Annotated in this window: 12 protein-coding genes; 1 reads left to right on the forward strand and 11 read right to left on the reverse strand. The window is 34.2% G+C overall.

The window, feature by feature from the left end; translation table 11 throughout:
* Window positions 1-8: 8 nt before the first annotated feature.
* The 8 genes from QL232_RS13670 to QL232_RS13705 form a co-directional block, all read right to left on the reverse strand.
* Window positions 9-2,099, reverse strand: coding sequence for an FUSC family protein (locus QL232_RS13670; protein WP_281614520.1), 2,091 nt, complete (start codon window positions 2,097-2,099; stop codon window positions 9-11).
* A 178-nt stretch (window positions 2,100-2,277) separates the two neighbouring features.
* Window positions 2,278-3,657: a TolC family protein gene (locus QL232_RS13675; protein ID WP_281614521.1), complete on the reverse strand. Its 1,380-nt coding sequence runs from the start codon at window positions 3,655-3,657 to the stop codon at window positions 2,278-2,280.
* Between the two features lie 12 nt (window positions 3,658-3,669).
* Window positions 3,670-4,806, reverse strand: coding sequence for an HlyD family secretion protein (locus QL232_RS13680; protein ID WP_281614522.1), 1,137 nt, complete (start codon window positions 4,804-4,806; stop codon window positions 3,670-3,672).
* Window positions 4,807-4,843: 37 nt separating this feature from the next.
* Complete coding sequence (locus tag QL232_RS13685; protein ID WP_168881680.1) at window positions 4,844-5,050, reverse strand: DUF1656 domain-containing protein; 207 nt, start codon at window positions 5,048-5,050, stop codon at window positions 4,844-4,846.
* 459 nt (window positions 5,051-5,509) lie between these two features.
* Window positions 5,510-6,556 (reverse strand): autotransporter domain-containing protein, encoded by a 1,047-nt coding sequence (locus QL232_RS13690; protein ID WP_281614523.1) that lies wholly within the window; start codon window positions 6,554-6,556, stop codon window positions 5,510-5,512.
* Between the two features lie 234 nt (window positions 6,557-6,790).
* On the reverse strand, window positions 6,791-9,751 hold the full coding sequence (secDF, locus tag QL232_RS13695) for a protein translocase subunit SecDF (protein ID WP_168881678.1): 2,961 nt from the start codon (window positions 9,749-9,751) through the stop codon (window positions 6,791-6,793).
* Window positions 9,752-9,882: 131 nt separating this feature from the next.
* Entirely contained in the window at window positions 9,883-10,266 is a 384-nt protein-coding gene (locus tag QL232_RS13700; RefSeq protein WP_168881677.1) for a hypothetical protein, read from the reverse strand.
* A 124-nt stretch (window positions 10,267-10,390) separates the two neighbouring features.
* A complete protein-coding gene (locus QL232_RS13705) occupies window positions 10,391-11,836 on the reverse strand; it encodes a caspase family protein (protein ID WP_281614524.1) in 1,446 nt (481 codons plus the stop codon).
* Between the two features lie 118 nt (window positions 11,837-11,954).
* On the opposite strand from QL232_RS13705, the gene QL232_RS13710 reads away from it, so the two are divergent.
* Window positions 11,955-12,686 carry a GDSL-type esterase/lipase family protein gene (locus QL232_RS13710; RefSeq protein WP_281614525.1) on the forward strand — a complete coding sequence of 244 codons (732 nt, stop codon included), beginning with the start codon at window positions 11,955-11,957 and terminating at the stop codon, window positions 12,684-12,686.
* On the opposite strand, the gene QL232_RS13715 is transcribed toward QL232_RS13710, so the two are convergent.
* Genes QL232_RS13715 through QL232_RS13725 form a run of 3 tightly spaced genes read right to left on the reverse strand, consistent with a single transcriptional unit; the run spans window position 12,683 to window position 15,324 of the window.
* Window positions 12,683-13,804, reverse strand: a complete 1,122-nt coding sequence (locus tag QL232_RS13715; RefSeq protein ID WP_281614526.1) for a glycosyltransferase — start codon at window positions 13,802-13,804, stop codon at window positions 12,683-12,685. The two genes, QL232_RS13710 and QL232_RS13715, sit on opposite strands and share 4 nt — an antisense overlap.
* A gap of 9 nt (window positions 13,805-13,813) precedes the next feature.
* Entirely contained in the window at window positions 13,814-14,626 is an 813-nt protein-coding gene (locus QL232_RS13720; protein ID WP_281614527.1) for a LysM peptidoglycan-binding domain-containing protein, read from the reverse strand.
* 17 nt (window positions 14,627-14,643) lie between these two features.
* Window positions 14,644-15,324 carry a DUF4905 domain-containing protein gene (locus tag QL232_RS13725; RefSeq protein WP_281614528.1) on the reverse strand — a complete coding sequence of 227 codons (681 nt, stop codon included), beginning with the start codon at window positions 15,322-15,324 and terminating at the stop codon, window positions 14,644-14,646.
* Between the last annotated feature and the right edge of the window lie 136 nt (window positions 15,325-15,460).

Here is a 15,460-nt window from a genome sequence, read left to right on the forward strand (position 1 = left end):
CTTTAATATTAAGAGAACCTTTCTTCTTTCAATGTAGATATTTTCAGAGAGTTATTGATGTGTATATATCCATACAATGCTTCATAGAAAATACTATAACTACTCAGTACATTAAGTGAATTGAGTTCTTCTTCATTAACACTAGTAGTAATCCGTTTGTAAGACATCATTAATGTCGAAAAGATATCTTCTGTATCTCCTTTATTCCCTTTTGATAGAAGTTTCAACTGTTCAGAGATTTCTTCAACAAGTAAAGCCACTTCGTCTTCTAAGTCTTTCTGACAATATTTATTATTCTCATTTTTTTCGATCACATACTGTAGTCGTTTCGATACACTAAACAACATCATGATCAGTTGGTCTAGTTCATCTTTTTTGACTTGGTTAAAGTATTGGTAATCGATTGAATCTTTGATGATATCTAAACTTTTAGGAATCGTTTTTATATCAGTAAGGAGTAGATTTTTATTAAAAAGCGAAGTGTTATTTACAGAGTTTTCTAATAAGATATTGGCACTTTTAAAGAACCTATTAATTTTCTGAACAAACAGTTTTTCTGCTCTGGTAGAACTTAAGAAATAACCAATAACAATCACCCAAAATACATACAGTATATCGAATAAGTTAGAGTTGATAAAGTTATAAAAGTTATACTGCTGACCATTTGAAAAACCAATCATCATCAGACCTAGTGAAGCAGCTATATAGGCAAAACCTCTAAGGTACATATGCTGTAAAAACATATAGATAAATAAGATAAATGCTAAACCGGCAAAACTATTAAATTCTGGAAGAATTAGAGTGTATACGATCGTAAGGCCAATGCAAAGCCAAACGTAAGGCCATAACAGGTCTTTTCCTTTCATTTGAGGAGTGTTGGCAATGGCCATAGCGTTTACTCCAGCAGAAGAATACCATTGTATATGGCCTGGAGGATTAAATAGTAGCCAAATAAGAAAACTACTTCCGGTAACAATGACCACATACATTGTTCTTTTCATATAGTCTCTATTGATGGAAATAGATTGAAAGTATTCACTAATATATTCCTTGATACTAATTTTATCTTCTTTCTCTTTTTCAATAAAAATAAATGTGATCGAATCTTGGAGGTTTGATATTATACGATGAAGGTTATTGTATTCATTAACTAGTCCTTGTTGGTATACTTTCCCCAAATGACTGAGTGATTTATTAAAATTAGGAGTAGCAAATTGACCTAATGGTTTTACCTCAACAGTTTCTCCATCAATTATATCTTCCAAGTTTCTAATACTATCTTTTACTTGTTTGAAAATAGGGTCGAAATTAACTACTTCAGTCTTTTGGTTGATATGGTATATATCCTTCTTGATGACTGAAATACTTGTTATAGTTTCTGTAATTTGTTTTACCTCTTTTAAAATTTGATTCCACTTTTTCTTGTTGGAAGAATGTATTTTATCATCAAATAAGCCCCCAGCAATTTCATCTTCAAGTGCTATAATCGTCGATTCTAAAGACTTAATCTTAGCATAAAACTCTTCACTAATACTAGAATGACTTAAAGGAGTATTGAGGTAGTCAAAAATTGAACTTACTTCTACAAGGACTTTTTTTAGACTGTTCGAGGCACTGCTTTGCTTAAAGTTCGGAGCTACCAGTAAGGATACTACAGTATATACAACAATACCAGTAATGTTTTCCATAATTCTATACAAAGCATGTTGGTACATTGTACTTTCCGAATCAGTTACCGTAGTAGAGATAATGAGCATGGTAAAGCCAACGACATTCCAAAAGTAGCTGTGTTTTTTATCAGCGATCATCATGTAGGTAGACAGGCCAATCCATATACATACAATGGCCATAAATAAAAATCGGTTTTGTGGTGCCAAACTAATCACAATCAATCCACCGATACTTCCAGGAATTGTTCCTAGAAATCTTAATAATGCTTTCTTTATGGAATCCTCTATCTTAAACATTGGCATAGCCACCATGGCTACAGCAAAGCCAGCCCAGGCAGGGTCATACCAGTTTTGTGATAAAGATATTCCATAAGCAATCACCAAAGCTAGAGCCGCTTTTAATGATTCTCTTATATTTTCTTTTGACATGTTGATAGGTTAATAGATGAATAATTGATCTTCTACAAAGATATTTGTTACTCAAGTTACTGGATGGTAGGTTCGTTTCGAATATTGGTAAATAAATATTCTATGATGAAATTTTTGCTATTCAAAAAGCCGACCTGTTAAGATCGACTTTAACTCAAATAAAAACTGATAAACAGGTCTATTCTACCCAATTACCACCTAGTGATTGGTAAAGTGATATAATCTGACCAAGTAAATTTCCTTTTGTCTGTACCATTTCATTTTGTGCACTCAATAAGGATTGCTGAGAGTTTAATACTGGCTGATAATCAATCATACCTTGTCGGTATTGATCCATCGAAATAGTAAATGCATTGTTAGAAGCATCTACCGTTTTTTCTACCCAACCATAAGCCTCTTTATATTCTTTGATGTTTGTTAAACTATTTTCAACTTCTTTCATTGCTGTAAGAATAGTATTCTGATAATTCAACTGAGCTTCTTGAAATTGTACCTTCGCTATCTGCTTTGATCGTTGTTTGTACATACCTTGGAAAATATCCCAACTTAAGGTAGGCCCCACATAATATGACATGGATTCATTATTAAACCAAGTATCAGCAGAAACGGAACTAAAACCAATATTACCTGTAATAGCTAAGCTTGGTAACATTTCAGCTTTTGCAAGTTCTTCTTGAGCTACCATTCCCATCATGGCTTTTTCTGCAGATCGTATATCGGGTCTTTGCCTAACAACATCAACAGGTAATAACGTTTGTAATCTTTCAGGAATATTTGGTAACTCAGCAGACTGTAAAAGAGCCATTTTTAAGTTTTGAGGGTATTCACCAATATAAACTTGAATCAGGTTGACTTCATTAATTACTTGTGCCCTTAATGTATTGATAGAGGCTTTAGTGTTATAGATAATCGATTCAGATTGATAGACATCTAAGGCTGATGTCATACCGTTTTGATATCGATCTCTTGCCAAATCCAATGCTTGCTGCTGTGATGTAATATTAGACTCAGCAACAATAATCTGGTTTTGATACATCCTTAACCTGATATAAGCCGATGACACTTCACTTAGTAAACTGACCACAACGGCATTTTTATCTTCTTGGGCTTGTTCATAAGAGTATTTGGCAACTTTTACCCCTTTTCTTACTCTACCGAATACATCAATTTCCCAGTTCATGCTTATGCCTGCGTTGTATAGTTCGGCATAAGACTTATCGTTTTCCTGAAGTTGAGTATTTTGTGTATTAGCTGAAATATTAAAAGCAAAAGAAGGGTAATAACCTGACTGAGATTGTTTATATAACAACCTGCCTTGTTCAATTTTCTGAATGGCTATTTTAATATTTAAGTTATTCTGAACAGTTTTTTCAACCAATGCATTTAATACCGGATCATTAAAGATTTTCCACCAATTTGCTACCTGTTGAACTTCTTCAATAGATGTTGTATCTCTACCCCAATTTTCAGGAATTGAGTCCAACGTATGGGCGGATTGGGCATAATTGGTCAGGGGTAATAATAAGGCTATTACCCAAAAGTATTTAAAATTTTTCATGATAGTAGACGATTATCTTAAGGGTGAAGGAGAAGCTACTAAGTCTGATGTGTTTCCAGCTTGATACTTTTGTTCTGTATTAACTAATACTGATGCTGTTGATCCTACTCTTAATTTTACATGCTTTGGAACATTGACTAATTTAACACGAACAGGAATTCTTTGTGCAAGTCGAATCCAATCGAAAGTAGGGCTGATACTAGGTAAAAGATCATTACCTGTGCTACCATCTGATTGAGAAATACCCCAACCTATACTTTCAACATAGCCTTCAATAGGAGATTCGCCATTAGACATCAGAGTAACGACAGCTCTATCGTTATCATCTATATCTTTTATGTCTGTTTCCTTAAAGAAACCATATACCCAATAAGAGTTGACATCTACCAAAGCTAAAGCCGGTTGATTTGCTACAGTGTTACTTCCGAGGCGTAAGTTTAAGTTGGTAACATATCCATCCACAGGGGCAACGACTTTCGTGAATTCTAAGTTTAACTCAGCTTGATGTAAATTGGCTAACGCAGCTTGAAATTGAGCGTTTTTATTCCCATGCTTGCCTAAGTTTGCGATAGATTCAGATAAGGCAGCTTTCGATTTAGCCAAATTGGCTTTTGACTGTTCTAATGATACTTTGGCAGCTTTATACTGCTCAAGAATCACATCGTAATTACTTTTTGCAGCATCGAAGTCATGTTTAGAAGTAGATCCATTTTTTATACCTTTCGTCTGTCGATCAAACTCAGCTTTCATGGATGGAATCTGTGCTTCAACTTCTAGAATATTACTTTTTGCTACATCTACACTTGCTTTGGCAACATCAACATCTGCTTTAGCGACTCTTATTTGTTCTTCTAAAGAGTGGACATTATCTCCAGTACTTTGCAATTGTGCAGAAGCTTCATCTAATGCAGCTTGAAAAGTTCTAGGATCTATCTCAAATAATAGATCTCCAGCTTTTACAAACTGATTGTCTTTTACATGTAACGTTACAATAGGTCCTGAAACCCTTGGCGTTATCTGAATGATATTCGCCATCACCTGACCGTTTCTAGTCCATGGATGTACGATATAATCATAATATTTTGTGGCTACTGCTGCAATTGCTATAGCTACAACGGCAGCAGTAAGAAGAATTTGATGCTTTTTCATTTTCGATATTCGTTGATTGATGAAATAGTATTAATATTTAAGAGAGTCCTAATAAACTATCTAGTAATACAGTAAATGTTACGACCAAACACATATAGACTAGAGGTGCATAATAGAAGTATTTACTGATTCTATATTTATTCATAAAGTAGGTGAGTATCTGTGTACACACTAACCCTAGAATAAAAGAGACTAATAGTCTAGGAACATATAAGTCTCCAAACGGAATTTCATATGGCAGCATAATAATATTGTGATAATTTGAAGTTTTAATCTCTGTTACAAAGGTCCGGTTTTCATGTTTTTTTCTTTGGTAGAAAAAGATTTATGATTGGTAAATTCGTCTATATTATGTCCCGGAAACCCATTATTTAAACTACTTGATATTTTCACTAACGATATAAGATATACCTGATCAAAGTAGATTCTAATTATTGTATAGCTATAGTATACTTAATGTATAGTAAGTGATCCTAAGTTAAAATAACTGATCTCTATCAAATTGTGCTTTAACATTAATATGATCAAGTGATAAAACAAGTAACAATCGCAATTGGATACGAATTGTTACTTGTTCTATATTTCATTTATCTCCTTTTGGACTTTATGTGTTGTAACTTTTTGAATTTCTTAATCAAAGAACTTGATCGATAATTTAGTATTCCGATTAAGGTGAAATAAATAGCGTAGTCATTCATCTATTTTAGAATATATTTTTTAAATGATTACTTAATCTTTTTTCTCTTCTTTTGTACAAGCCAAATCTGTAGTTATAAGAAAATACTGCATTTACGTAACCATAACCCACAGCTGTTTCTGCTCTAAACATATGTCTGTTTTTATAGAAATATGATACACCAACGATAGCTGCAAAATTGCTCATTTTGTATTTATTGAATGAATAATAAAGCTTTTCAGGCATCTGGTGTTCTCCGACTTTATTCTGAACTGCATCAATAGCTTCAGATACGATTTTCTTCTCCGGACGACTTAAACCATCATACCATTCGTCGTATTTATTTCTAAGGTTTTGTTTGGCATCTTGAACAACATCATTATTAAGGAAATCTTTAATTTTTGAAGTTTTGATGGATCCCAATGAATAAGGAGACATATGTTGATATTGTACACCCACAGATGGAGCGATATGTCCATTTTTCCCTACTTTAAAGTTTCGGCCAAAACGAACTGAAATAATCTGAGACTTAGTCATGGTTTCTAATGCTTGGTTATCTGACCATGTAAAGTTAAAGTTGGCAGCCATAAACCAATCATTCCAACCATAAGCAGTAGTAAAACCAAAGCCATAAGATTGTGTTTCAGGTGTTGTATTTACGGGAAAATTCAACGGGTCAGTAATTTGTACAGATCCTTCTGAAGTAGAATAAGCATAATTACCATAGACATTTAAAAAAGGTAATAACCATAAATCAAGCCTTACATTATAGGCCATAGTTTCTGAATGGGCAGGGGAGAACCCAACGAAATCCATATTGTGTAAATTATTAGGGTCTGTACCCATTTTAAAGTCTTCTAATCTAATATTTGATTGTTGGTATACATAATTAAACATTAAACCTGTAGGCATCGGTACAGAGTGTCCCATCTTCTTAATTTTTGATCCCATTGCAGGAAATAAATAGTCTAATGAATCGATATCTGCTTCTGTTCTAGCCGGATAATTATTTTGTGCAAATGATTGATTGAAAATGCCTAAAAAGACAATAATTGTGATGAATAGATTTTTCATTTTTTATTGAGATAATTATTTGTGTGTATTGTTTTGATGATTGATGACACAAAAGTCTAGGTTTTTATCTCAACTTTTTGGTATAAAAAATCCAAAGATTAGTAAATTAGTAATTATGTTACTAATTAGTTTCTTTATTGGTTTTGTTTTAGATAAAGTAGTAATTAATTAAAAAAGAAAGGCCATTCCGCTAAGCAGAATGGCCTTTTATATTTTCAGCTAAACTAGTCTAAACTATGCAGTAGCTGTTTCTTTCTTTTCGATTTTGCTTTTAGAAGTATCAAATACTACTGGAGCAGCAATGAAGATCGAAGAATAAGTACCTACCATGATACCGATCAATAATGAGAATGAGAATCCTCTTAATGCTTCACCACCGAAGATTAATAATACAGCGATTACTAATAAAGTAGTTAATGAAGTAATGATAGTACGGTTTAATGTACCATTAATCGCTTTGTTCATCACGCTAACCATGCTAGAACCTTCTGCAGCACCATCAGTTTCTTCACGAACACGGTCAAATACTACCACGGTATCGTTAATTGAATAACCAATTACAGTAAGGATGGCAGCAATAAATACTTGGTCTAATTCGAAACCAGCACCTAATAAGTTAGCAATACCGAACGCACCAAATACTACTAATGTATCGTGGAATAAGGCGATGATTGCACCTGCACCGAAGTTCCACTTACGGAAACGTAACCAGATGTATAAGAAGATACCAGTTAATGAGAATAATACTGCTTCTTCTGCACCATCTGTGATATCGTCTGCAATAGCAGCACCTACCTTAGAAGTCGAAGGAATTGTGAATGTAGATGCAGTAGCATTTTGCTGCTTAGAGTATTTAAGGTTAGTGAAACCTTCGATACCTTTTACAATTGCAGCTTGTACTTTAGCGTCTGCTTCAGTTGTTTCATCAGAAATTAAGTAAGCAGTAGTAACCTTTAAAGTATTTACGTTACCGTAAGTTTTAACTTCAACAGATTTACCTTCTACTTCTTTTACTAATGCTCCTTGTAATTTAGAAGGAACTACTTCTTGATCGAAGTTTACGATATATGTACGACCACCAGTGAAGTCTACACCTAAGTTAAGACCGTTTACTGTTAGTGCACCTAAACCTGCAACAATAACAATTGCAGAGAAGATATAAGCCATTTTACGCTTACCCATGAAGTCAAAGTTTAATTGACCTGCAAGGTTTTTAGATAAAGCAGTTTCGAAGTTCAAGCCAGCATTTTCGCCTTTCTTCTTTGTGATTGATGAAACAATCAATCGAGAAATAAATACAGCTGAGAAGAATGAACAAACAATACCAATCATTAATGTTACTGCGAAACCTTTGATAGGACCCATACCAAATACATATAAGAATGCACCTGTTAATAATGTCGTTAAGTTAGCATCAAAGATTGTCCAGAATGCTCTGTCGTAACCATTATTGATTGCCTCTAATAGAGACTTACCGCTTCTTTGCTCTTCACGAATACGTTCGAAGATTAGTACATTGGCGTCAATCGACATACCAATTGTAAGAACGATACCTGCAATACCTGGTAAAGTTAAAGCTGCACCAAGCTCAGCTAAGATACCGAAGATAAAGAAGATGTTAGCAGCCAAAGCAACGTCAGCAATAGCACCACCTTTCGCATAGTATACTACCATAAATGCGATTACTAAACCAAGACCAATTAAGATTGAAGTCATACCTTGGCTTTGAGCAACTTTACCTAATGAAGGACCAACTACTACTTCCTCGATGATACGAGTAGGAGCAGGAAGTTTACCTGCCTTTAATACGTTAGCTAAGTCTTTTGCCTCAGCAATTTCGAAGTTACCAGTAATTTCAGAACGACCACCGTCAATTTCAGAGTTTACTACAGGAGCAGTATATACTTCATTGTCTAATGCGATTGCAATTTGACGACCTAAGTTTTGGCCAGTCATTTTCTTCCACTTCTTAGCACCTTCTACGTTCATTGACATAGAAACTGCAGGTTGAGCTCTTTGATCGAAAGATTGGATAGCGTCTGTGATTACATCACCAGAGATTTTTGCTTCACGATCTTTCTTTACAATATATAATTCATAAACCTCAACACCGTCTTGAACAGTTCTTGGCTTGTGACCCCATAAGAATTTCATGTCTGAAGGAACAACTGACATTACTTCAGTATCACGTAACATTTTGTTTACTGCAGCTGTATCAGTATCAGCGAACATTAAACCGTAAGGAGAGAAACCTTTAACGATTGGAGAAATTGTAGTCTCGTCCACTTGAGCAGAATCAGCAGAAGCAACATCTGTAGAATCACCTTCGAATAATGAATCGTTAGATTTTTTCTCTTGAGCTTTTTCAACTGTAGGAGCATCACCTGCTAATTTCTTACGAGCTTCTTCTTTCTTAACCCACTCTTGGTTTAATTGGAAGATGTAAGGCTGAGCCTCTTGCATAGTCCATACTTCTAAGAACTCTAATTTTGCAACGCCTTGTACTAAGTTACGTACACGTTGTGGGTTGTCAACACCTGGTAATTCGATAGAAATACGGTTAGTACCTTGTAAACGTTGGATGTTTGGTTGTGTAACACCAAACTTGTCAATACGAGTACGGATAATTTCAAAAGCTCTTTCTACTGCACCGTCAACTTCAGACTCTACTAAGTCTTGAACAGCTTGGTTTGGTGAGTTGAATGAAATACGATCTTTATTCGCAGATGAAGCGAAGTATGTAGCGAAAGGAACATTTGGAGAAACTTCTTCTAAAGCATCAAAGAAGTTTGCGGTGAATGATTCTCTGTTTTCTGCAGTTGTTGTTTTAGCAATTTTGATTGCTTCTTCAAACTTAGCGTCAACATTAGGACCTGCCATTGCAAGAATTACTTCTACTGGAGATACTTCTAATGTTACTGACATACCACCTTGAAGGTCAAGACCAAGAGCTAATTCTTTGTTCTTTACTTCTTCGTAAGTGTATTGCTTAAGACCTAAGTCGTAAACTGGCAGCTTCCAAACAGAATCGATGTAAGCTTGCTTTTTGAAATAATCTACATGACCTTCAGCATCCATTGCATACTCGTTTGCCTTATCTTGAACAGATCGAGATACAAAAGAAAAAGATAGGTCGAATAAACTGAATAGGGTAACTACTACCGCTATAAACAGGATAAAACCTCTGTTTCTCATGATTAAGTAAAAATTATACTATATAAATAGTTAAAATGATATGATTAAAATATATGAACACACAGACCTACTATTGATGAATACAATAGGGTTCTGGCAATTGTGTTTACAAATTGGAATGAATTATCTCCTTACGGGGCGTTAGGAGCAGAGTAATAGGTAAAGATACATTCTTCCTGAATCGAAATAGAAGATGTATAATAGTTTGTTGTAGTCTGATCGTTACAAACAGGTGGAACGATAAATCTAAAGTTTTCTTTCTTAGGGGCTGTTTTAATAAAAACATTACACCAATGCATTTTCTCAGAAGAATGTGGCAAAGCATCATGTTGATCCTTTAGGATATCAACCATAGATCTTTGCTGATCTTGTTCTTCTTGGTCAGAGGCGTTTTCAATCACTTGAGTCGCATCCATATTCATAGCATATGTTGTCTCAACGCCAATAACGAAGAGCATCAACACCGCCATAAAAAACGGGAATAACTTAAATGATATGTTTGTCTCTTTTTGCATATAAAGATTTAGATTATCGCAAAAATAGAAATCATTTGGTATAAAACACAATTTAGGGTACTCTTTTTTACACTTAATATTTAAGTCTATCTTAGAATGATACAATTAATCAACAAAATAAACTTTATTTTACATACCTAGATGGAGTACCATTGATTTGTGGGTTTTGTGCTCTATTATTTAATCTTCTAGCCATATATGTCACATTATCATTGAGATAAGTTGACATTTCTTCTACTGTAACTCTTCCATCTTGATCCTTATCTGCAGCTCCTTGTAGTCCTTTAAGATAGAAGTAAGTAAATAGACCATGACTTTTATCCTCGTACCAAGAAGCAACTTGTTCAGAAGCTGATGCTGAGAAAATAAAAGCATTTTCATCTTGTAGAATCTTATTTTCAGTTTTTATAAATACAGGAGAAATACTTTTCAATAACATGCCCCCATCAGATGATCCACTAAAACAAGCGTCAATAACCACAGTTAAATTTCTGTAGGGTACAGCTGCAAGATTTTCATATAGGGTATTAACAGCATAGCCATTAAATTGAATCAATGATGGATCGGTGTCTACAGGAACAAAATAACCTTCTTGAGATTCAGGGTTGGGTGCACCATGCCCACTGTAATAGATAAATACATCAGACTCTTCTGGTTTTACATAATTGTATAACTTTCCTTTAGGATTACCTTTTATACCAAAAATAGCATTGAAGTCAGCTTGTGTTGCATCTTCTATATAAATAATGTTTCCTTCTCTGTATCCATAAAGTTGGGTAAGGTATTGTTTCATGATTTCAGCATCATGTATTGCGTATTTTACAGCAGGAACATCTGAGTTTCTATAATTCTTATTTCCAATAATTACAGCAACAGCATTTTCATTAGTTCCTCCTTTTGGTATGTTAATGTCAACATCAGAAGGAGTAATTGTAGCTCCAATAACTGGAGAAGTATTTTCTACAGGAGTTTCAACTTTTGGCTGTTCTTCCTTTTTTTCTTTTTTGGGAGGAGTTCTGATTGGTAATGTTAAAGATGACGTTGGTGCTATGTAAGTTTTTGAACGCTGTGCTCGTAATGCTTCCAACATTAAAGGTTGAATTACTTTTCTAAAAGCAGATTTGATCTGTTCTTTTTTATCAGAAGTAAATTGAGGTGTGGATTTTGATTTTATTGTAGCTAGTTTTTTCTTGACTTTTGCATCAATTACATCAGTAGTTACTTCTACATAACTGCCATTATAATCATTTTTGTAATCTACCTGTACTACTGTGAAGTAGATTAATTCATTCTGTTCTAGAAGTTTAGTCCTCACATGATCATTGCCTTGATAACAACCTCCTGAGATCGATAAATCATGAATGATCTTGGATGAGTTGATCACATGGTATTTATTTTCTTTATATACTTCTTCTATGGCATTTACAGCGACTTTATTATCATAAATCTGAAAAGATGAACAAATGGAAGCCCCTTTTTCAACATTAGGCATTACCAGAATGTTCTTCTCTTGTCCAGTTATTGATAATGATATACAGGCAATTAGTAGTGTAAGTAAGTATTTTTTCATGATGTTTTTGAGATGATCAAAAGCAAAGCTAAACGCTATTCTACTTAATAGACATATTTTTAAGTAAATATGACAAACATTTGGCAACTGAAAACAGTTATTAATAAAAATTACCACTATGAAAGCAAGTATTGTTTTACTGATGATTGTATTGTTTTGTGCTTGTAATGACAATGAAAATATTGTCCCTGTAACTAATGCATCATCAAATTCGCCCAATACTTCTAGTTATATAGTGCCGCAAAAATCTTTATCAATGTTGGCTTTGGGAGATTCTTACACAATAGGTGCAAGTGTTCTAAAAGAAGACCGGTGGAATGAGCAACTCAAAGTAGAATTAGAAGAGAGAAATTATAAGTTAAACGATATACAATACGTTGCAAGAACCGGTTGGACCACAAGAAACTTGTTGAATGCAATCGCTGATGAAAACCTTTTGCCAAAGTATGATATCGTTACGCTTTTAATTGGAGTGAATAATCAATATCAACGCATAGATATCGAGGTATTTGAAAAAGAGTATGAAGAATTACTCAATTTAGCCATTCAATATGCTGGTAATGATCCAAGCAAAGTCATTGTTCTTAGTATTCCAGATTATGGTTATACGTATAGTGTTCCTTCTCAAAGTATTTCTCAAGAAATAAATCAATACAACAACTTAAAACAAAGTATTACGAATCGTAATCAAGTGGTTTTTCATAATATCACATCCTACACAAGACAAGTACAAAACAATCCTAGTTTAGTAGCTTCTGATGGATTACATCCTTCAGGAAATCTATACAAATTATGGGTAGATGATATTATCAATAAAGTATATGAGCAATTTTTAGTGCCTGCCAATTAATTGATAGAACGGATAAATTCGGTAAGGTATTTAGCAAAGCTGCTCCAAGACATATCTTTTTTTAATGCTCTAATATGTTCATGATAAACATTTAGATCATTATTAAAAAAATGAAGCAAGGTTTGATGTAATAAATCTACATCTGCCTTACTAACTATCTCTCCTGTTTGACCTGATACTACTAATTCTTTTAACCCCCCAACGTCAGTAGCAATCAGTGGTACTTCGTAGTGTAAGGCCACTGCTGTTACTCCACTTTGTGTAGCAGATCTGTATGGTAATACACATACATCTGCGGCAGAGAAATATTGCCCTACTTCTTGATCAGCAATATATTGATTGAATATGAAAATATTCTCTTTATTTTGGTTCTCATCTATTAGTGCTTGGTACTCATCAAAGGAGCCATAAACTTCTCCTGCTATGATCAATTGATAACTATCATCAAGTAAATCAAATGCTTTTATCAATAAGTCCAGCCCTTTATATTCTCTGATAAAACCGAAGAAAAGAAGAGTCTTTTTATTTGTTACAATGCCTAATTTTTTTCTTGCAGCAACTTTATCTTCAATCTCTCCAAAATGATCGTATAATGGATGTGGTCTTTCTAAAGATGGTAATGTAGTGGTATATTTTCTGAGGTCTTTTTCAACAGCACTACTCATGGTAACAAAGCCATGATGCTGGTTTAAAAAATATTTTGTGAAAGGTTTATCAAAAAATCTTCCTTCATGAGGGATGACATTATGCAAAATGCTAATTACCTTACATTGTTGCCCCACTAACTTCGCCACAGTTCCACAAGAAGGGCCAAAAAACGACATCCAGAATTGTGTAATCAATACATCCGGAGCAAACTTCTTGATGGCATTAGCGGTACTTATATAGGAGAGGGGGTTGATAGAGTCCAAAAGCTCTTCTGATTCAATAACATCGGTAGTATCACTTTCAGTAACATATTGCGATTTACCAGGGAACAAAAAGTCAGGATACTGACGAGAAAAAGTAAATGCTTTTACTTGATGACCTTCGGCTTCTAATGCATTATATAAAGCACCTCCATATTGAGCAATTCCTCCTCTTAATGGATAAAAAGTGGATAAAATAGCTATCCTCATGATTTTGTACTATTGATTGTACTCAACTCTCACTTTAAAATCGGGGTTTACCACACCAATTTTCTTAGCAACTTGTTCAGATACTCTAATGATAATTCCTTCTTCAATGGCATTTTCAGGTAGAGGAGCAACGACTCTCACTACTGCAACTCTATCATTGTTAGGATTAATTACTTTGATATATGCACCAACAGTTTCTTTACGGTGCAATGCCATCAGTTTACTTGTATTACTAGGTAGGTCGACAATTTGTCCATTACCTCTTTCAACTTTCTGCATCGGAATATCATATGTTTTAGCTTCTTCCTTTGTCAGGTCAGCGTAAGATTTAGACTGAACTTCGATTGCGGCTTTATCAAACTGATTTACGTTACCATTTAAGCTGACAACTATTTGTTGTCCTTCAGTTAACAAGTCATCCGGCATGATTCCGTTCCATACAGACAGGCTGTCTACCAATACTTGATAACTAAAAGCCACTGACCTTAATGTCTCTCCATCTTTTGCTCGGTAGTAAACAGGTGCACTTCCTTCGGGTAAATATACTGCCTTAGTATTTGCATTATCTTCAGCTACTTGATGAAAAGAATTTGCGGTATTCTGTACATCTTTAGCAGGTATTGTCAACGTTTGTCCAATCTTAATTACATTATCTTGGATGTTATTGGCGGTAGTAATTTCTTTTACTGATACATTGTATTTTCTTGATATTGAATACAGCGTTTCTTCTGCCTGTACAGTGTGAGTAGTAATGTCTTGAGCAAAAAGTAATGAAGTTTGACAACTCAGTAAAAAAAAGAGAATATAAAAATAATTTCTCATGTTATTGCTTTGGTTTGCTATATGGTTTTGTCAAGGGGTAGACCACATAAAATTTCTTTTTCCTTAATATAAAGAAGCATTTTATCGATCACAAAGAAGCTGTCCATAATTTGTTCGTTGACAACAGAATCCATTGCATCTTTGAAAATAATGTTTCCTTCAACATCACAAATTAATATTTTTCTTTGAAGTTTTTCTTCATTTTTAACCAAATACGCAAAAATGATCTCCGAAGTAGTTTCCATGTAGTGAATGTCACTATCGGCTACTTGAATATCCTTAGATTCTAAGAATTTTTTGAGGGTAGCGTGGTGTTCCGAATCAATCGGGTAAATTACGGGGGATGATACATCTTTAGCACTGCTAATATCCTTCGGGTCTTCAACATTATCTTCAATAATTAGTGCCTGAAGAATATCCAGTTTCTGTAATTTTTGAACCGTAGGCATACGATTGTCGGGGGCAAAATGTGTAAAATATAGCATACCGTCTTTTACTCCTGCCATTGTTACCCACCAAGACTCATCCATTTGTAATCCTTCCCAAAGTACATCACCTGAATATAGGTTTAAGGCAGCAAAAGAAACCTCTTTTTTTTCAGGATCTCTCATTTCTACTAATAGAGTTGAAATACTCTCGTCATACATCACTCTCCAAACCTGCCCATGAGCTTCGAAATTATACTTTGTTGTTTGCATCTATGCTTTACGATTCAATTAAAAAGTGGATCAAAGATCACCAATTCATAGATTATATCAAATCATAAATGAGATTCGATTAGATAATTCGTTAATTTGTGAATGAGATAAAACAGAACCGATTTTTTATTCGTTA

The organism is Flammeovirga sp. SubArs3 (genome assembly GCF_947387565.1).
Lineage (GTDB): Bacteria > Bacteroidota > Bacteroidia > Cytophagales > Flammeovirgaceae > Flammeovirga > Flammeovirga agarivorans.